Source organism: Serratia sp. EWG9 (genome assembly GCF_019913725.1).
Lineage (GTDB): Bacteria > Pseudomonadota > Gammaproteobacteria > Enterobacterales > Enterobacteriaceae > Serratia > Serratia ureilytica.
Genome location: NZ_JADNRO010000006.1, coordinates 286,788 through 305,291 on the forward strand (window position 1 = coordinate 286,788; position 18,504 = coordinate 305,291).

Below are 18,504 nucleotides of genomic sequence, written 5' to 3' on the forward strand. Positions count from 1 at the left end.
CTCCTTATTGACGTTGAGCCGGCAAGCGCGCCGCCTTGTTGACATCGTACCACCAGTTGTCGAAGCCGATGGCGTAGGCCGGGCGGATCGGCGGCGTGGAGAACTTGTCCCAATAGGCGTAGCGGTCGTGGTTGGAGTACCACATCGGCAGCATGTAGCGGTTCCAGGTCAACACCCGATCCAACGCGCGGCCGAGCGGCAGCAGCGCTTTTTCGTCGCCCTGATGCTCAGCGATTTGCCTGACCAGGCTGTCGACCGCCGGGTCCTTGACGCCGGGGGTGTTATAGCTGGAGTTGATGTACTCCGAATCCCAAATGATGCGTAAATTGGCGGTGGGGAACGGCATCGCCATGTACACCGTCGGCATCATATCGAAGTCGCGTTCGCGCATGCGGCGCGTATATTGCGAGGCGTCGATCTCGCGGATTGCCATATCGATGCCCAACCGCTGCAGGTTGTGGCGGAACGGCAACACGTACTGGAAGTTGCTGCCGCTCAGCAGCATCAGCTCAAAGGCGAACGGCTGGCCGGTTTTGGCGTTGACCAACTTTTGATTTTTGACCACCCAACCGGCCTCTTTCAAAAGTTGGGTCGCCTTCAGCAGATTTTGCCGATCGTTGCCGCTGCCGTCGGAGGCGGGCGGTTGATAGATGCTGGTGAACACCTCAGGCGGCACCTGGCCTTTGAGCGGCGCCAGCAGCGCCAGTTCGGCGGCGTCCGGATAGCCGCGGGCGGCGTAGGCGGTGTTTTGGAAATAGCTGTCGGCGCGTTGATAGGCGTTGTAATACAGCGCCTTGTTCATCCAGTTAAAGTCGAAAGCCAGGGTGATCGCCTCGCGCACGCGCGGGTCGGCAAACAGCGGTTTTTGGATGTTGAACGCCAGCCAGCGGGTGTTTTGCGCCGCCTGGTTGGTCTCGTCCTGTTTGATGATGTAGTTGCGCGCGAAGTTGCCACCCTGATACTGGGTGGCCCAGCTCTTGGGCGACGGCTCGATGCGGAAATCGTAAGCGCCGGCCTTGAACGCTTCCAGCGCCACTTTATCGTCCAGATAATAATCGTAGCGAATGCTGTCGAAGTTATAGCGGCCGCGGTTCACCGGCAGGTTGGCGGCCCAGTAGTCGCGCACCCGTTGATAGGTGATGTACTGGCCGAGGCGATAATCGCCGATTTTATACGGGCCGCTGGCCAGCGGCGGCGTGTTGAGCGGCTCGTTGAGCTTATGGTTTTGCCAAAAGGCGGCCGGGAGAATAGGCAGGCTGCCGAATAACGACAGCATCGCTTCTTTGTTCGGCTGCGGGAATTCAATGCGCACCGTCAACCGAGAGATGGCTTTGACCGTGACGCCTTTGTAGTAGGAGCGAAACTGCGGCACGCCCTCGGCCATGAATTTGCTGAAGGTGAAGGCCACGTCGGCGGCGGTGATCGGGCTGCCGTCGTGGAAACGCGCGCGGGCGTTGATATCCACTTCCACCCAACGCATGTCGGCCGGGAAGCGCGCCGATTCGGCAATCAGCGGATAAAAGCTGCCGGGTTCGTCGTCGGACGTTGCGAACAGCGTGTCGTAAAGTTGATCCGTGCGCTCGCCGGGCACGCCCCGGGTAGCGAAGCGGTTGAAGTTATCGTAGGTGCCGATGGCCGCCAGGCGCACGTCGCCGCCCTTGGGCGCCGCCGGATTGACGTAGTCGAAATGGCTGAAGTCGGCGGCGTATTTCGGTTCACCGAGAAGGGCGAAAGCGTAGCTTTCGTTGAGGGCTTCGGCCTGCGAGGCGAAGCTCAGTGCCGAGAGCACCAGAGCAGCGAAAATGCGCACGGACATCAGACGGTAAGCTCCTGCTGTGGAATAAAGTACAACCGGCGCCCAGCATAACATTCTTCGGGCGGGCGCAGGGTAAAGATGCTTAAAGATTAACTATTTTTTTCCTGATAATCAAAGACCTGATGAGCGTTGCAGTAAGCGACGAAATTAGCGATGCTAAGCGGCTTGCTGAAGTAATAGCCCTGCATGAAGTTAACGCCGCGTTCTTGCAGGAACTGCATCTGCTCGGCGGTTTCCACCCCTTCGGCTACCGTCAGCATTTTCAGCTTTTTCGCCAGCGAAATCACCGCATCCAGCACCGGTGCGGTGACGGTGTCCTGGCCGATGGTGTTGACGAAGCCGCGATCAATCTTCAGGTAATCCATGGTGAAACGCTCAAGATAGATCAACGCGCTGTGGCCGGTGCCAAAATCGTCCACCGCGATCTCGATGCCCTGTTTATGCAGCCAGTCGAACTCCGCCAGCGCGCTCTCTTCTTCCACCATGCCGCGTTCGGTGATTTCAAACACCAGCGTAAAGTAATCGCCCGGCAGCTGCGCCAACAGTTCATACACGTCCTGATGGAATGACGGCGCGCTAAGGTGGGCGGGGGAAATATTGAGGCCGACCTTGCCTCCCCGCGGCAGCGCCTTGGCGAGCTGCGGCGCATCTTCGGCAATCAGCCTGAACAGATGGCGGGTGAGCGGCACGATCAGCCCGTTGCTTTCGGCGTACGGGATAAAGACATCCGGGGGAATGCGGCCCTCGATAGGATGCTGCCAGCGGATCAACGCTTCCAGCCCGCCGATGCTGTTGCTGCCGGTATGGAACACCGGCTGATATTCGATGAAGAACTCGTTGCGCTTAATGCCGCGCAGCAGCGCGCGCTCCGGGCTTTGCCGCAACAGCAGCATGTAGTAGCAGAGCACGCCGATCATCAGCGACAGCACCAGGCTGCCCAGCAGCGTCAGGCGAATATCGTTGGGCGTCAGTTTCTCGTTGTAGAACAGGATGCTCAGCGGCAGATTGGGCAGCGTCAGGGTGTCCGCCTTGTCTTGCGGCAACTGCGCGATCGGCATCAGGTTCGGGCTGAAGGTGGTCAGCGCGCGGTTGCCCATCACGATGGCGATGCCCGGCGCCTGCTCGTCATGCGAAGTGAACAGCAGGTAGGGCATCAAATTGATGTCCAGCGTGGCGAGGATGCCGGTCGCCGATGCGCCAGGATGCCGTAGCCAAACCGCGACCGCCGGCTTGTCCGGCACGATCGGCGTGCCCTGCTGCAGCTTCAGATCCAAAGGCAGGTGGGTATCGATGTCCTGATACAGGTTTTTCATCGGCAGCATCATGTCGCCGGTGGCGGAGGAGCAGTAGGCGTAACCGTCTTTCACCAGCAGGAAGGTGCGTACGCCGCTGGTAAAGGCCGCCTGATAGGTGATGTCCGACTGGCTTGAGAGACAGGGTTTGTCCAGCAGCGGCATCATTTTTTGCATGACATCCGTCAGGTGCGAGATATAACCCAGCGCGAATTTTTGCGTACGCGCTTCAACCTTGTGTTGATATTGCGTGCGCTGGTGGTTGATCAAAGAAAGTGTGACCGCGGTGAATAGCGTAAAAAATAGCAGGGCGGCGACAACGCTTTTGGCCAGACTGCGCTGTCGGTGCGACACGCTGCGAGAGAACGCCCTTTTCAAGCCCATAACCGAGACCTCTGCAACGGGGCGTCAGGCGTGTCGCGCAGCCATTTAATGGATTGTGCCAACGGCTTTTTTTTCATTTTTTGCCTTTTATCCCGTACCCAACCGGCGACGCCGTTTAAATACAAGGCGTCGCCGACAGAAATATAATGCACCTATTAAGCGGAAACGTTTTAAATAACGCCGGGCGCGCCGTTGCCGTCATCTGACGATAATAGGCGAGTTTTTCCTCGTCGGCGCGATTTCCGGCCGGCAGTTTATCAAAATAATGGTGTGAGGTGACGATAAGGCCTGGTTCAGCCCCGGTGGCTCTCGTTTGACAGCCAAAAAAAACGCCGCCCGTAGGCGGCGTTTATCGCTCGTTTGGTATTCAGGATCTTCAGGGCGTTGCGCCGTCAGCCGTTGGTCAACACTCGGCGCGCTTCTCGATAACGTTTATTCCAATAGTTATCGGTCAGCTTGGAAATCATGACGCCACTGCTGGTAGAAGCGTGAACGAACTGATCGTTGCCTAAATAGATGCCGACATGGCGCCCGGTAGAACCGGCGCGGAACAGCACCAAATCGCCGGCGCGCAGTTTGGTGCGCTGGATTTTCTTACCGAGATCTTCCTGTTCGTAGGTAGAACGCGGTAAATCCATGCCGAACTGTTCGCGGAAGGTGCGCTGTACAAACGCCGAGCAATCGATGCCGCGCTTGGTGTCACCGCCTAAACGGTAGCGAACGCCTTTCCAGTCCGCGTACTGATCCATAATCTTTGACTTGACGTCAACGTTGCGGACCATCGCTTCGAATTCATCCTGAGAGGCTTGCAGTAAAAGACCGTCTTTGTCATTAACTGCACGCATCTCAGTTTGTGCGTTACTCAAGTTCGAAGTGTGAGTCGAGCTGCACGCTGACAGCATAACCGCAGCGGCAATTGCAGGGACTACCCGCAAAAAATATCTCAGAAACGGTTGAGATTTGACCATTGTTGTTGTTTTCCCTTGAAGTCCTTAACGACGAAAGTCGCTACCTGAAAAATGCCAAACGAAACGAGCCTAGTCCGCACCTGTTGCATCGACAATCAGTTACCGTTGAAAACGTGCGGGAACGCACATTTTTATCGGATTCCGTACTGATTCGACTTAAACCAGGCACAAACGCATCTGAGATTACCGGAACAAATAGGGGATTGCGAGTCTTTTTCCGGTCTTTTTTATATGAATTTGTGATGTAACATAATGTAAATCTTCATATAAAAAACGCCAATTGTCCGATGTATGAATCTGGCGTGAAATCAGGTTGCAAAAGCGTTAACGGGGGGCGGAGAAATGTTGCGCATCGCGAGGGGATAAAACGCGGGAGGCGGGCACCTCCCGGAATGACTCATAGACGTAAGTTATGGTTGGCCGGGGCGGTGCTTGCCGGGCAACAGGCGATTCAACCGTTCGATAATCCAGTCGCTGCAAGGCGTCATCAGCACCCAACTGGCGCCAACCAAGACCACGGACAGCGAGCCTACGGCGATATCGGTAAACCAGTGGGCGCCAATCATCACGCGTGGCAATGAAAAGATCAGCGTAATCAGCAGGGCGACGGCGAAGGCGCCGCGGCCGAAATAGCGCAGCATAAAGCAGGAAAAAATAATCAGCATCATGCCGTGGTCGCCGGGGAAGCTGTCGCCGGAGGCGTCCTTGGTGGGGATGCCGGTCAATGCGCTGACGCGATTGATATTGTCGAAGGTCAGGGTGGGGCTCGGATGCTTCACCGGCAGCAGGTGGCCAAGCTGATTCAGCACCACGGCGGTCAGCAGCATCACCACGCCGGTGATCACCAGACGGCGGCGGCCGGCGGCGTCCTGCTTCAGGTAGAAGTACAAATACAGCAGGCCCATGGCGAGCAGCGAAATCACATCGAACGCGCGGTTGTTGGTGATGGCGACCAGGTGCAAAAATGCTGGGTCGGTAGCCAGATGGCGGTTAAAGAAGAAGAAGATCGCCGAATCCAGGGTAAACCAGCCGCCGTGATTGGCCGGCAGGAACCAGGACAGAAACAGCGCAACGCCCAGTAAGTTGAAGAAGAGAATGAAGGGTAAATTGCGGCGTGTCATGACATAAACCTGTTGGAAAAATGAAAATGAAACAAAACCGGCCGCCCTGCGGCAACCGGGGGGGCAACGGTACGGGGTTTAACTTAAACGAATCTTAAACAAGGCGGATTGCAGGGCGTTCCAGTCGGCATTTTCGCTGTGGATCAGTTCAACCCGGCTGTCGAGCGGCGCGTTCGGGCGGGTTTCGATGTTGAGATCCTGGCCCTGGCGATTGATCAGCAACGTGCCTTCGGGGATGCGCACCACGCCTTTGGCACGTTCGACCGGCGCCAGCCGCACCCATTCCATAAAGCCGACGGTGTCGAACCGGGTGTCGCCGTCAAAAATCCAGCCGCAGCTGGTGAAGCCTTGCCCTTCGTTCAGCGCTCGCCGCCAACGCGCGTTCTCCGGCAGCCGCAACGCCGCCAGTCCTTGCGTTTTCGCCTGACCATGATGATGTCGTGCGTCCGGCAATTCTGTACGATTTGTGCGAGGAAGTGACAACAACGCGACATCCGCCTCACCTTGCGCGATGGCGTAGCAGGGCCGCTGCAGCGGATCTTGCGCCGTCCAGGCTTCCAGCGCCCGTCTGTCTTCCGGCCGATAGGTATCGCTTTTGCTGGCCAGGATAACGTCGGCCGCGGCCAGCTGATCGCGGAAGTTTTCGTTGTCGCGGTAGCGGGGCTGACTGAGTTGACGGGCATCCAGCAGGCACAGCGTGGCCTGCAGATCGATCCAGCCGGCATAGCTCTCCTGGGTCAGCAGCGACAGGATTTGCTTCGGATGCCCGAGCCCGGTCGGCTCGATCAGCAGCCGGTCCGGTTTGGTCTGCTGCAACAGCATATTCAGACCCACCTGCATCGGCAGGCCGTTGACGCAGCACATGCAGCCGCCGGGGATCTCTTTGAGCACCGCGCCGCTGTCCGCCAGCAGCGCGCCGTCGATGCCTATTTCGCCGAATTCGTTGACCAGTACCGCCCAGCGTTCATGCTCGGGCTTATGGGCCAGCAAATGGCGGATGGCGGTGGTTTTACCGCTGCCGAGGAAGCCGGTAATCAGATTGGTTTTAGTCATTAATCATTCCTGGGTGCAAAAATCAACCTGCCTAATAAATGAGCGATTCTGCGCGGTCGCGGCGGCGAGCGCGATTTAATTTGTGCTCTGCCTCACAAATTTTGCACGCCACCCTGCGCTTTTCAACCGGCAAAATCCACTTTTTTTGGCAAGAAAATTCTTAGATAAAACCCTGTATTAGATACGGTTAACTTTTGTTAGTAGCTTGTTTTTACATTGTTAATGACGCGATTAACGATCAAATCTCGTCCCTTTCCTTGCGATTATTCCGAACAAGATCCTCTATGGTTAAATTGGCTTAACTAAAAATGAGGTTGCCATGAATACCTTTCGGTTATTTTTGATCGTAGGAATGTTGTTTTCATGGACGGCAGTGAGTCAGGCAGGAGTGGCCGGCGGGGTAATTCGCTTCGTCGGCTCTATCGTTGAAAGTCCTTGCACGGTCAAGATTGCAGATTCTAAGGCGAATACGCAATGTTACCGCAACGGCCAGCATTATCAGGCCCAGCAAGCGTTGTCAGGTTTTGATACTACACGCAAAGAACTTCCGCTGAATCTTGGCACAACCGAAATGAAGTGGGTAGACCAACAGAAGAAACTTGCTGTTATGACGGTCGTTTATCGTTAAGTCGTTCCGCCATGCCGGCGTAACGTTACGTCGGCATGGTTATTCTCAGCCTGCAGGCACTTCACCGCTTCACCCACTCCTTCACCGTTTCACGCGCACCGCGATCGCGCAGTGACAAATAGGCTTGCGTCACCGCCTCGGTAAACGCGGCATGCGTCGCCAGCTGTTCGCCAAACACCGATTTCAGCGCCAGGAGCGCCGTTACGCGCCGCCGATCGTCCGGAGTGGCGGCGATCGTCTGTTGCAGGACATCTGCCAGCGGATCGCGAATGTCGATGGGTTGGCCGGCGTCATCGACACCGCCGACGTACCGCATCCAGCCCGCCACGCCCAGCGCCAGCCCGCTATAGTCGCCGCCGTGCCGCAGATGCCAGCGCACGGCGTCCAGCAGGCGCTGCGGCAGCTTTTGCGTGCCGTCCATGGCGATCTGCCAGGTGAGGTGTTGCAGCGCCGGATTGCTGAAGCGCGCGATAAGCTGCGCGGCGTAGTCGGGCAGACTGATGCCGGTGACGCTCAGGGTCGGGGCCTGCTCGCACAGCATCAGCCGCTGTGCGGCGCGGCGGTAGTGCTCGTCCGCCATGCACTCGTTGATATAGCGGTAGCCACCCAGGTAACCGAGATATGCCAGGAACGAGTGGCTGCCGTTCAGCATGCGCAGCTTCATATGCTCAAACGGCAGCACATCGCGGACCAACTGGGCGCCGGCCAGCTCCCACGCCGGGCGTCCGGCGGCGAAATTGTCTTCCACGACCCATTGAATGAAGGGCTCGCAGGCGATGGCGCATTCGTCACGCACGCCGCCCAGCGCGGCGGCGATCTCATCCAGCGTGGCCGGCGTGGCGGCCGGCACGATGCGATCGACCATGGTGCAGGGGAAGGTGGCGGCGGAGGCGATCCAGTCGGCGAGCGACGGATCCCGCGCCTGCGCCAAATCGAGCACTGCCCGGCGCAGCACGTGGCCGTTCTCCGGAATATTGTCGCAGGAGAGCAGGGTGAAGGCGGGCAGCTCGCGTTCACGCCGCAGCCGCAGCGCCTCCACCAAAATGCCGGGCGCGGTCTGCGGCTGATGCGGCGCCGCCAGATCGGCGACGATCCCCGGATGCCGCCGATCCAGCCGCCCGCTGCCGGGTTCGATGCAGTAGCCCTTTTCGGTAATGGTCATCGAGACGATCGCCACCTGCGGCTCGGCCAGCTTCTCCAACACCGCGGCGATGCCCTCCAGCTTGCGGTGCACGCTCTCATGCACTGCGCCGATCACCAGGGCCTGATGGCCGTCCGCGCCTTTCTCCAGCACGCTGTATAAATGATCCTGTTGCCGCAGCGCCTGAAACAGCGGCACGCCGCCGGACAGGCTGATCTCGCAAATGCCCCAGTCGCCGCCCTGGGCGTTCAACACCCGATCGGTCAGCAGCGCCTGATGCGCACGGTGGAACGCGCCGAAACCCAGGTGCACGATGCGGCTGCGCAGGGCCCGGCGATCATAATTCGGTTGCCGGACGGCGCCCGGCAGCGGGGTGTTGGCGATCGTATTCATCTCATCTCCAAAGCGAGTAGACAGCTGGCGGGCCACTTGCGTCAAGTTAGCGGACCAGTTTGCCGACGCATGGACAGCGGGGCGCCGGCGATAAAAAACTGCCACCAGTCTAAAGTTGTCGGCAGGTTAAGGGAATTGGTCAGGCCAAAATAAGCCAGAATCGTGAAGCGGATCAACCAATGAACGGTTCAATTTTGACAGCGCGCGGCGAAAGAGTAAGTTAAAGCTAGCTGACATCTAAATTAAACTGGTATAACAACATTGCAATGCGAGACAGGCATAAGGACACAACATGGAACAAACATGGCGTTGGTATGGCCCGAACGATCCGGTCTCTTTGGATGACGTGCGTCAGGCTGGGGCGACCGGGGTGGTCACGGCGCTGCACCATATTGCGAACGGCGAAGTCTGGCCGATCGACGAGATCCGCGCGCGGCAGGCGCTGCTGGCGGAAAAAGGGCTGGTGTGGTCGGTGGTAGAGAGCGTGCCGGTACATGAAGAGATCAAAACCCACAGCGGCGATTGGCGGCGGCATATCGCCAACTATCAACAGACGCTGCGCAATCTCGCGGCCTGCGGCATCGACACCGTCTGCTACAACTTCATGCCGATCCTCGACTGGACGCGCACCGATCTGGCCTATTCGCTGCCGGACGGCGCCAAAGCGCTGCGTTTCGATCAAATCGCCTTCGCCGCGTTCGAGCTGCATATCCTGCAACGCGCCGGCGCCGAGGCGGACTATACGGCGCAAGAGCGCAGTCAGGCGGCGGCCTATTTCGCCGCCATGAGCGAGGAGGAGAAAGCCACGCTGACGGGCAATATCATCGCCGGGCTGCCGGGGGCGGAAGAAGGCTATACGTTGGAGCAGTTCCGCCGCCGCCTGACGGAATACGACGGCATCGACAAGGCGCAGCTGCGCGAAAACATGGCGGTCTTTCTGCGCGCCATCGTGCCGGTGGCGGAAGAGGCCGGCATCCGGCTGGCGGTGCATCCCGACGATCCGCCGCGGCCGATCCTCGGCCTGCCGCGCATCGTCTCCACGATCGAAGACATGCAGTGGCTGAAGCTGACCGTCGACAGCATTCATAACGGCTTCACCCTATGCACCGGTTCCTACGGCGTGCGCGCCGACAACGATCTGGTGCGGATGATTGAAACCTTCGGCGATCGCATTCACTTTACCCACTTACGCGCCACCTGCCGCGAGGAAAACCCGAAAAGCTTCCACGAGGGGGCGCATCTGCAGGGCGATGTGGACATGGTGGCGGTGATCGAAGCGATCCTGACCGAAGAACGGCGTCGGCAGCGGGCGGGCGATCGGCGGCCGATCCCGATGCGCCCCGATCATGGGCATCAGATGCTGGACGATTTGAAAAAGAAAACCAATCCGGGCTATTCGGCCATCGGGCGGTTGAAAGGGCTGGCGGAGCTGCGCGGCGTCGAGCTGGCGCTCAAGCGGCGCTTTTTCCCGGAATTGCCGTAGCGGAAAAGGAAACGGGGCCGAGCATCGGCCCCGCTGGCGCGACTAGTCGGCGCGGCTCATGTAGCGGCGTTCGGCGATATGAATGCGGATCTTGTCGCCGGCGCTGAGGTATTCCGGCACATGGATCACCAGACCGGTCGCCATGGTGGCCGGCTTGTTGCGGGCGCTGGCGGAAGCGCCTTTGATGCCCGGCGCGGTCTCGACGATTTCCATATCCACGGTCTGCGGCAGCTCCAGCGCCAGCACCTGGCCGTCCAATGTCAGCACCTGCATGCCCGGCAGGCCGCCTTCCGGAATGAACAGCAGTTCGTCTTCGATCTGGTCTTTCTTGAAGATGTACGGCGTGTAATCTTCGTCATCCATAAACACGTATTCTTCGCCGTCGATATAGGAGAAGTTCACCTTGCGGCGCGACAGGGAAATGGTGTCCAGGATATCGTCGCCCTTGAAGCGTTCTTCTACTTTCAGGCCGGTGCGCACGTCGGAGAAGCGCATTTTGTACAGGGTGCTGGCGCCGCGGGCGCTCGGGCTCTGCACGTCGATATCTTTTACCAGCAGCAGCTTGCCGTTGTAGCTGATCGCCATGCCGCGTTTAATTTCGTTAGCTCTTGCCATTTCAATTCATCCGCAATGAAGAGTATTAGAGAAGTTGCGACAAGGTACTCGCGCCGCCGATTTCAGGCAATAGCCCGGCGCAAAAACAGTGCGGGAAAGGGAGGGCGGCAGCCCTCCCGTCGGGGATTACCGGAAGACCGGCAACAGGCCGAACAGCGACAGAATATGCGCGGCGGCGTTGATCAGTCCAAACAGGATGACGAACAGGATCACGCCGTTGCCGCCCGGTGCGCGATAACCGGCCTGCGGATAGCGGCGGCGGCTGGCGCGCGCCATCAGCGCCGGCACGATCACCGCCCAGATGGTGGCCGCCAGCCCGGCGAAGCCGATGGCGTACAGGAAACCGTTCGGGAACAGCAGCGCGGCCAGGGTCGGCGGCACAAAGGTCACCAGCGCGGTCTTGCTGCGCCCGACGGCGTCGTCCTTGAATTTGCAGAAGTCCGCCAGGTAGTCGAACAGGCCCAGCGACACGCCGAGGAACGAACTGGCCAGCGCCATATAGGAGAAGGCGTTCAGCAGTTGGCTGACGGTCTGGCTGCTGGAGACGTTGCCCATTTGCTTGAGCAGGCTGCCGATATTGCCGCCCTCGGCGATCACCTGCTTAAAGGCGTCGCGCGCGATATTGCCCTGAATCACATACTGCCACAGGATGTAGATAGCCAATGCTAACAGGGTGCCGTACACCAGGCTGCGCACCACGGAGCCGCTGTCCTTGTGGTAGTACTTCACCAGCCCGGGAATGTTGCCGTGGTAGCCGAACGAGGTCAGCAGGTAAGGCAACGCCGCCAGGGCATAAGGCAGATAGCTGGCCTGGTCATCGCCGGTATTGAACAGCACCGCAGGCTGCACGTGGGTGAACATGTCGCCCACCGACATCACGAAGGTGATCACCATGCCGCCGATCAGAATGGTGCTCAGGCGGTCGACCGCGCGGGTGGAGAGCCAGACGATAAACGCCACGACCAGCGCGAACACCAGGCCGGCGGTGGTCTGGCCGACGCCGACGATGCCCTCCAGCGTGTGCGCGATGATCGAACCGCCCGCGGAGATATAGGCGTAGGTCAGGATGTACAGCACGAACGCCACCGACAGGCCGTTCACGGCGTTCCAGCCTTTGCCCAGCAGATCCTTGACCATGGTGTTGAAGCTGGCGCCGCTCGGGTAGTGCAGCGTGGCTTCAAGGATCATCAGGCCGGAAAGCAACATGCAGGCCCAGGTATACACCAGCAGCGCGACGGAGCCGCTGAACCAGACACCGGAAGTGACGATCGGAATGGAAAACATGCCGGCGCCTACGGCGGTACCGGCAATGATCATCGCGCCGCCGAGAACGGAAGGGCGGGCCAGCTTCTGGATGGTGTCCGTAGACATGTGTGCTCCTGATGGAAGAGGTTCTTTTGTACTAGCTCAATGGTACATGGGTGCATGGCGCATGTAAAGCGTGGGAATTGCACGCTTCACGCGTTTTTGTCTTTAAATTGCGGCTTTTTGGGCGTTTATTCGCCAGGCGGCGAATCCGGCGGGGCAAGACGGTTGCGGGACGAGTGTAAAGATCGCCAAGGCGCAGGGATTCTGCTGGCGGCCGCCGCACGCGGCTGCTATTGTCGCGCTTCTTTTCCCCAGCCCACCAGGAGTAGCGCTGATGGACTGTCGCAGCGACTGCGGCGCCTGCTGTATCGCGCCGTCAATATCCAGCCCGATCCCCGGCATGCCGAACGGCAAGCCCGCCAATACCCGCTGCATTCATTTGGATGAACAGCTGCGCTGCGGCCTGTTTCATTCGCCGCTGCGGCCGAAGGTGTGCGGCAGCCTGCAGCCGAGCCGCGACATGTGCCACGATCACCGCGATCAGGCGCTGATCTACCTCGCCAGGCTGGAAGCGGACACCGCGCCTTAAGCGTTTTTCAACCGCCACAGACACAGCGTCGCGCCTGCGGCCATCGCCAGCGCGGCGTAAAACACCGCATGGTAGTTCCAGATTTCCGCCACCGCGCCGGCGATGGCGCCGGCGATAACCCAGCCGACTCGAATGGTGTTGGTGAACAGCGTGGTGGCCGTGCCGGCCTGACCGGGCATCAAATCCTGGAAGTAGAGCATGCCGATCCCCGCCAGTACGCCGATAAACGCCGCATTCAATAGCTGCAGAGCGATGAGTTGCCCACTGCCGGTGATAAACAGCAGGCCGCAGTAGAACAGTACGCCGGCGACGGCGGCGCCGAGCATCAAACACCGTTTGCCGCAGCGTTTCGCCACCATGCCGGCGATCAGCATGATCGGGATCTCCAGCCCGGCGGCGGTGCCCATCAGCACGCCGACCAGCCGCTCCGGCAACCGCAGTTCGTGCACCATATACAGCGGCATGTTGATCAGGTACATGCTGTTGGCGGTCCACATCAGGGTGCTGGCGCCAAACAGCAGCAGCGCGTCGCGGCGATGCTGGCGCGGTGCGGCCAGAGGCGCGCTCGCCACGGCGCTTTTCGGCATGGAGGGCAGCCGTTTCCACACCAGCAGGCCGCACAGGACAAAGGCCGCCGCGCCCGCCAGATACAGGGTTTTGAAGCCGAAACCCAGCGCCAGCGCGAAGGCGATCGGCGGGCCTATCACCCAGGCGAGCGAGACCTGCGCGCGCATGATGGAGGTGAACATCACCGCCTCGCGCCCGGTGCGATCGGCGTGTTCGCGCGCCAGGGCGAACATTTGCGGGTTAGCGGTGGAACCGAAGCTGGTGAGCAGCACGCCGACGAGCAGCAACAGGTAGTAATTGCGACTCCAGGCGAACAGCGTGAACCCCAGCGCACCCAGCATACAGCAGAGGAAGATCAGCGATTTGCGGTCGCCTTTTTTATCCGAGCGGCCGGCGAGAAACTGGCTGACCAGAATGCCGATCACCGCGCTGCCGGTGAAGAACAGGCCAACCAGCGCCGGCCGCACCTTGACTTCGGTTTCCAGAAACAGGCTCAGCGTCGGGGTTTGCAACGCGCCGGCGATGCCGGTCAGGAAGGCCACCGCCAAAAAGGCCAGCGAAGTGAGATCGGGCGTGCGTCGCGTTACTGCGGATGAAGTCGGCATGGCGATGGAGAATTCGTCGAAAAAGTGAGGTCGCGCGCATCATACGCCCGTTGAAAAGAAACGCAAACCGCTATCCCTTGGCGCAGGGTAAGCGGCTATGTCGCGCGGCGACGAGGAAAACAGGGGGCGCGTTGCGCCCTCTGTTTATCGCGGGATCAGGCGCCTTGCGGCACGGCGTGCGCGGTATTTTTCAGCGCCGGCCCCTGATACTTCTCGATCTGCAGCTGCGCCATCTGCCCGCAGTTGCCCTGCGCCAGGCTGGAGGAGCCGATGTCGAAGGTCAGGCAGTTGACGTTGCCGTTCTTGCACAGCGAGCCGGGCTGCGCCGGATCGGCCGGATCGAACCAGGCGCCTTCGCTGATGCGCACCACGCCAGGCCGCACGTCTTCGCTGACCACCGCCCCTACCAGGATCTGGCCGCGATCGTTAAACGCCCGCACCAGATCGCCGCCGGTAATGCCGCGCGGCTGCGCGTCCTGCGGGTGGATCAGGATCGCTTCACGATCCGCCACCGCGTATTTCTTGCGCAGCGGCGTATTGTCGAGCTGGGAGTGCAGCCGGTTGGTCGGGTGCGCGGTATTGAGCGACAGCGGATACTTGGCCGCTTCCGGCCCGCGATACCACTCGTGCGGCGGCATCCAGGTCGGGATGCCCGGGCAATCCTCATAATGCATTTTGGCGATGGCGTCGGAGTAGATTTCGATCTTGCCCGACGGCGTGCCCAGCGGGTTCAGCAGCGGGTTGTCGCGGTAATCGGCGAAGCGCACCCACTGCTTATTGGCCTCCGGCACCGGGAAACGCACGTAGTTATTGGATTGCCAGAACATGTCGAACGGCGGCAGCGCCACCCGCGCGCGCGCGCCTGGTTTTTCATGTCGTCGTACATGCCTTTCAGCCACTGGGTTTCATCCTTGCCCTCGGTAAAGGCCTCCTGCACGCCCAGCTTGGCCGCCATCGCCGAGAAGATGTCGAAGTCGCTGCGCGACTCGTGCTGTGGCGGCACGCATTGATGCATCGGGAACACGTAGAGCTGCGAATAGTCGCCGCCCATTTCCAGATCGTTGCGCTCGTAGCTGGTGGTGGCCGGCAGGACGATATCGGCATGCTTGGCGGTGGCGGTCCAGTAAGGCTCGTTGACCACGATGGTGTCCGGCCGCTGCCAGGCTTTGACCAGGTTATTGGTGTCCTGATGCTGGTGGAAGGTGTTGCCACCCGCCACATACACCATTTTCACCTCGGGGTAGGTGACCTTGGCACCGTTGAAGTCGATGGTTTTGCCCGGATTGCTCAGGCATTCGGCGATGCGCGCTACCGGGATCGGCGCCGGCGAGTTCTTCGGCGCGTTGCCGGCGGAGATGCCGGCGATGATGCCGCCCTTGGCGGTCGGGCTGCCGCCGGACGAATAGTGGTAGCTGAAGCCGAAGCCGCCGCCCGGCAGGCCGATCTGGCCGAGCATCGCCGCCACCGTCACCAGCAGCCAGTGTTGCTGTTCGCCGTGATGCTGGCGCTGAATGCCCCAGCCGCCCATGATCATGGTGCGATGCTTCGCCATCTCGCGCGCCAGCGCGCGCAGCGTGTCGGCATCGACGCCGCTGATGTCGGCCGCCCATTCGGCGGTTTTCGCCACGCCGTCGCTCTCGCCCAGCAGGTAGGCCTGGAACTTGTCGAAGCCGACGGTATAGGTTTTCAGGAAGTCCGGGTTATGCAGCTTCTCGGTCAGCAGCGTATGGGCGATGCCGATCAGCATGGCGCCGTCGGTGTATGGGCGCGGGGCGATCCACTGCGCATTGACGAACTTGGCGCTGTCGTTGTGTACCGGATCGATGCTGATCACCCGGGTGCCTTTTTTCTTCAGCGCCTCGAAGCCGGTCTGGCCGACGTGATCCGGCACGTTCCAGCTGTTTTTCAGCGTGACCATCGGGTTGCAGCCCCACAGGATCACCAGCTCGCTGTTCTCGATCACGTTCGGCCAGGCGGTCTGCTGTTCGTAGACCTCCATCGAGCCGACCACGTGCGACATGATCACCTGCGCCGCACCGGTGGAGTAGTCGCCGGCGTAGCCGAGGAAGCCGCCGGTCAGGTTCATCAGGCGCTGCAGCAGCGTGCGGCTGTTGTGCAGCATGCCGACGCTTTTCCAACCGTAGGAACCGGCGTAGATCGACTGCGGGCCGTGATCTTTTTGCAGGCGGGTGATCTCATTGCACACCAGCTCGGTGGCTTTGTCCCAGCTGACGCGCACCCACTCGTCGCGGCCGCGCAGCTCGGTGCGGCTGCCGGGGCCGCCTTCCAGCCAGCTTTTGCGCACCATCGGGTATTTGATGCGGTTCTCGGCGTGCACCTGATAAGGCGCCATGGTGATCAGCTCATTGGGATACGGATCGTCCTGCACCGGCTGCACGCCGACCATCTTGCCGTCCTGCACGATGGCTTCAAACGCGCCCCAGTGGGCGCCGGTCAGAATGCCTTTCTGCGCCTGACGCAAGACGATGAACTGCGGCAGCGCTTCGCTGATGGCCTGCGCCAGCGCCGCTTTGGGCCATAATCCCGCCAGCAGCGGGGCGGCGGTCAGCGCGGCGGCGCCGGTCAGGAAGCGGCGGCGGCTCATGGTTAACGGTTTTTGGTTGCTCATTGCGCTTCTCCCTTAAAGCTTGGCCGGTGCGGTAGGTGGCATGTCGCTGGCGTGTTTTTGTACGTATTGTGTCAGCACGCGCAGCTGTTCCTGCGTCAGCGAGGTACGCGGCGCCATGCCTTTGATGACGCCGATCCATTGGTTGGCGTTGAAGCGATCGAGCGCGGTCAGCCCGTGGCAGCCGGTGCAGTTGGCCGACATCATGTCCGCGGCGTAGCGCCAGATTTTTTGCTGATCGTCGATCAGCTGCTTGCGCGGCAGCCACACCTGCAGAGAGACCTGATGCCAGACCAGGCCGGTTTCCGCATCGGTCTGGGTGGACGCTGTCTTCAGCTGTTTGCGCGCGTCTTCACCCAGCAGCACGCTGAGGATGCGTTTGCCCTGCGCGGCGTAGAACACTTCGCTGACCCCGTCTTGCTGCCAGCCGCTCACGGTGGCCAGCACCTTGTCGCCATCCTGTTTCACCACCTGCACTTCGGTGGACGGCATCAGGTTGCCGGCATTATGGCTGTCGTCTGCGCTGAGGAAGAACGGTTCGGTGGCGATGGTGTAGAGGGTGGTGGCGCCCGGTGCGGTCAGCGCCGCGGCCTTGGCCAGCTCGGCGGCGCCGGCCTGGGTTTCGCCGCTCATGTCCGGCAGGATGTGGGCCACGCCTTTATGGCAGTCGATGCAGGTTTCGCCCTGTTTGATCGCCACCGGGTGCTGCAGGCGCGCTTCGGGACGCTGGGCGGTGATGTCCATGGCGTCGTAGCTGTGGCAGGAGCGGCAGGTGGCCGAGTCGTTCTCTTTCAGCGTCTTCCAGACCGACTGCGCCATTGCCAGCTTGTGCGCTTCATATTTTTCCGGCGTATCGATGGTGCCGACCATCTCGCCGTAGATGTCTTTTACCGCGCGGATCTTGGTCCACAGGTAATCGATCGGCTGGTGCGGCACGTGGCAGTCGGCGCACTCGGCGCGGATACCCTTGGTGTTTTGGAAGTGGACGCTGCCCTGATATTCGGCCAGCGGTTGTTGCATGGTGTGGCAGGAAACGCAGAAGGCGGTATCGCTGGTTTTATGGAATACGGTGGCGGTCCCGGCCAACAGCGCCGCGCCGAGGATAATCCCCAGCAGCAAAAGCCATAGCCATCCCCACCGGCGCTTTTTTTCAAAGCCAGTCAGTTTTTTGCTCATGGTAAACCCGCTTATAATTATGAATTTAAAATAAAATCTTGCCAAAAGGCCGCCGACCGGAGGTCAGAATGCCACGTCGATTGCAGGGGTAATGATAGAAGAGGGTTAACCCCATGGGGTTATCCGTAGTCAAAAAAATGGCGTATATCGCAAAAAATAGCGTTATATTCTATTTTATATAGCGATGGGTTGTGAGGCAGGCAACGCGAACGCCGCGCGCTCGCGAAGGGCTCAGGCCGTTGGCAAGTAGGTTTGGCCGCTCAGCCACAGGCGGATCGCCGTGCGGCTGGCTTCGAAATGGGGTTCCGGCAGAGAGTCTGGCGCGCACCAGCGCCATTCGGCGCATTTTTCGGGTTCTTTCAGCTCGGCTTCGCCGCCGGGATGCGCCACCTGCAGACAGATGGACACCGTGTGTTTGCCTTCGGCGCGCCAGGTTTGCAGATTGTTGCTGACGCCAACGAAGCGCGGCGGATCGATGATCAACCCGGTTTCTTCGGCAATTTCGCGCTGGGCGCACTGCTCGAAGGTTTCACCGGCATCCAGATGCCCGCCGGGGATCGACCAAAAGGGCGCGTGGGAGCCGCAGCGTTTGCCCAGCAAAATCTCGCCTTGCGGGTTCACGATGATCACCCCGACGCCCGTCACTACATTCATGCTTTTCTCCGTCAGCAAAGTTTCAGCACAGTATGTCATTTTGCCCCGGCGCTGACCAATGCGCCGATGAAAGTGTGCGTAAGCT

14 protein-coding genes and 1 pseudogene are annotated in these 18,504 nt (G+C 60.2%); 3 read left to right on the forward strand and 12 right to left on the reverse strand.

What is annotated here, in order from left to right; all coding sequences use genetic code 11:
• Positions 1-4: 4 nt before the first annotated feature.
• From ITX55_RS15950 to ITX55_RS15970, 5 genes are all read right to left on the reverse strand, one after another.
• Complete coding sequence (locus tag ITX55_RS15950; RefSeq protein ID WP_042785061.1) at positions 5-1,816, reverse strand: extracellular solute-binding protein; 1,812 nt, start codon at positions 1,814-1,816, stop codon at positions 5-7.
• An 89-nt stretch (positions 1,817-1,905) separates the two neighbouring features.
• Positions 1,906-3,492: a cyclic di-GMP phosphodiesterase gene (locus tag ITX55_RS15955; RefSeq protein ID WP_033652531.1), complete on the reverse strand. Its 1,587-nt coding sequence runs from the start codon at positions 3,490-3,492 to the stop codon at positions 1,906-1,908.
• 392 nt (positions 3,493-3,884) lie between these two features.
• On the reverse strand, positions 3,885-4,460 hold the full coding sequence (mepS, locus tag ITX55_RS15960) for a bifunctional murein DD-endopeptidase/murein LD-carboxypeptidase (protein ID WP_033643815.1): 576 nt from the start codon (positions 4,458-4,460) through the stop codon (positions 3,885-3,887).
• A gap of 410 nt (positions 4,461-4,870) precedes the next feature.
• Positions 4,871-5,581, reverse strand: a complete 711-nt coding sequence (locus ITX55_RS15965; protein ID WP_033643814.1) for a phosphatase PAP2 family protein — start codon at positions 5,579-5,581, stop codon at positions 4,871-4,873.
• Positions 5,582-5,659: 78 nt separating this feature from the next.
• Positions 5,660-6,634, reverse strand: coding sequence for a GTP-binding protein (locus tag ITX55_RS15970; protein ID WP_033652532.1), 975 nt, complete (start codon positions 6,632-6,634; stop codon positions 5,660-5,662).
• Between the two features lie 319 nt (positions 6,635-6,953).
• Here ITX55_RS15970 and ITX55_RS15975 point away from each other — a divergent pair, with 319 nt between their 5' ends.
• A complete protein-coding gene (locus ITX55_RS15975) occupies positions 6,954-7,262 on the forward strand; it encodes a type 1 fimbrial protein (RefSeq protein ID WP_004935734.1) in 309 nt (102 codons plus the stop codon).
• Positions 7,263-7,323: 61 nt separating this feature from the next.
• Here the strand turns inward: ITX55_RS15975 and ITX55_RS15980 are convergent, their stop codons facing one another.
• Positions 7,324-8,796: a mannitol dehydrogenase family protein gene (locus tag ITX55_RS15980; RefSeq protein WP_033652533.1), complete on the reverse strand. Its 1,473-nt coding sequence runs from the start codon at positions 8,794-8,796 to the stop codon at positions 7,324-7,326.
• A gap of 292 nt (positions 8,797-9,088) precedes the next feature.
• Here ITX55_RS15980 and uxuA point away from each other — a divergent pair, with 292 nt between their 5' ends.
• Positions 9,089-10,279, forward strand: coding sequence for a mannonate dehydratase (gene uxuA / locus ITX55_RS15985; protein ID WP_108681576.1), 1,191 nt, complete (start codon positions 9,089-9,091; stop codon positions 10,277-10,279).
• Between the two features lie 42 nt (positions 10,280-10,321).
• On the opposite strand, the gene yeiP is transcribed toward uxuA, so the two are convergent.
• Both yeiP and mtr read right to left on the reverse strand, forming a co-directional pair.
• A complete protein-coding gene (gene yeiP, locus ITX55_RS15990) occupies positions 10,322-10,894 on the reverse strand; it encodes an elongation factor P-like protein YeiP (protein WP_004935725.1) in 573 nt (190 codons plus the stop codon).
• 126 nt (positions 10,895-11,020) lie between these two features.
• Positions 11,021-12,265: a tryptophan permease gene (gene mtr / locus ITX55_RS15995; protein ID WP_047025330.1), complete on the reverse strand. Its 1,245-nt coding sequence runs from the start codon at positions 12,263-12,265 to the stop codon at positions 11,021-11,023.
• Between the two features lie 271 nt (positions 12,266-12,536).
• On the opposite strand from mtr, the gene ITX55_RS16000 reads away from it, so the two are divergent.
• Entirely contained in the window at positions 12,537-12,791 is a 255-nt protein-coding gene (locus ITX55_RS16000) for a YkgJ family cysteine cluster protein (protein WP_019453627.1), read from the forward strand.
• Here the strand turns inward: ITX55_RS16000 and ITX55_RS16005 are convergent.
• The 4 genes and pseudogenes from ITX55_RS16005 to ITX55_RS16020 all read right to left on the reverse strand — a co-directional run bounded on the left by ITX55_RS16005 (position 12,788) and on the right by ITX55_RS16020 (position 18,419).
• Positions 12,788-13,963, reverse strand: coding sequence for a sugar efflux transporter (locus tag ITX55_RS16005; RefSeq protein ID WP_208061186.1), 1,176 nt, complete (start codon positions 13,961-13,963; stop codon positions 12,788-12,790). The genes ITX55_RS16000 and ITX55_RS16005 overlap by 4 nt on opposite strands.
• Before the next feature lie 155 nt (positions 13,964-14,118).
• Positions 14,119-16,592 (reverse strand): annotated as a pseudogene (gene torA, locus ITX55_RS16010) (trimethylamine-N-oxide reductase TorA).
• A gap of 12 nt (positions 16,593-16,604) precedes the next feature.
• Positions 16,605-17,765, reverse strand: coding sequence for a NapC/NirT family cytochrome c (locus ITX55_RS16015; protein ID WP_223085210.1), 1,161 nt, complete (start codon positions 17,763-17,765; stop codon positions 16,605-16,607).
• A 231-nt stretch (positions 17,766-17,996) separates the two neighbouring features.
• Positions 17,997-18,419 (reverse strand): NUDIX hydrolase, encoded by a 423-nt coding sequence (locus tag ITX55_RS16020; RefSeq protein ID WP_033652539.1) that lies wholly within the window; start codon positions 18,417-18,419, stop codon positions 17,997-17,999.
• Positions 18,420-18,504 lie beyond the last annotated feature (85 nt).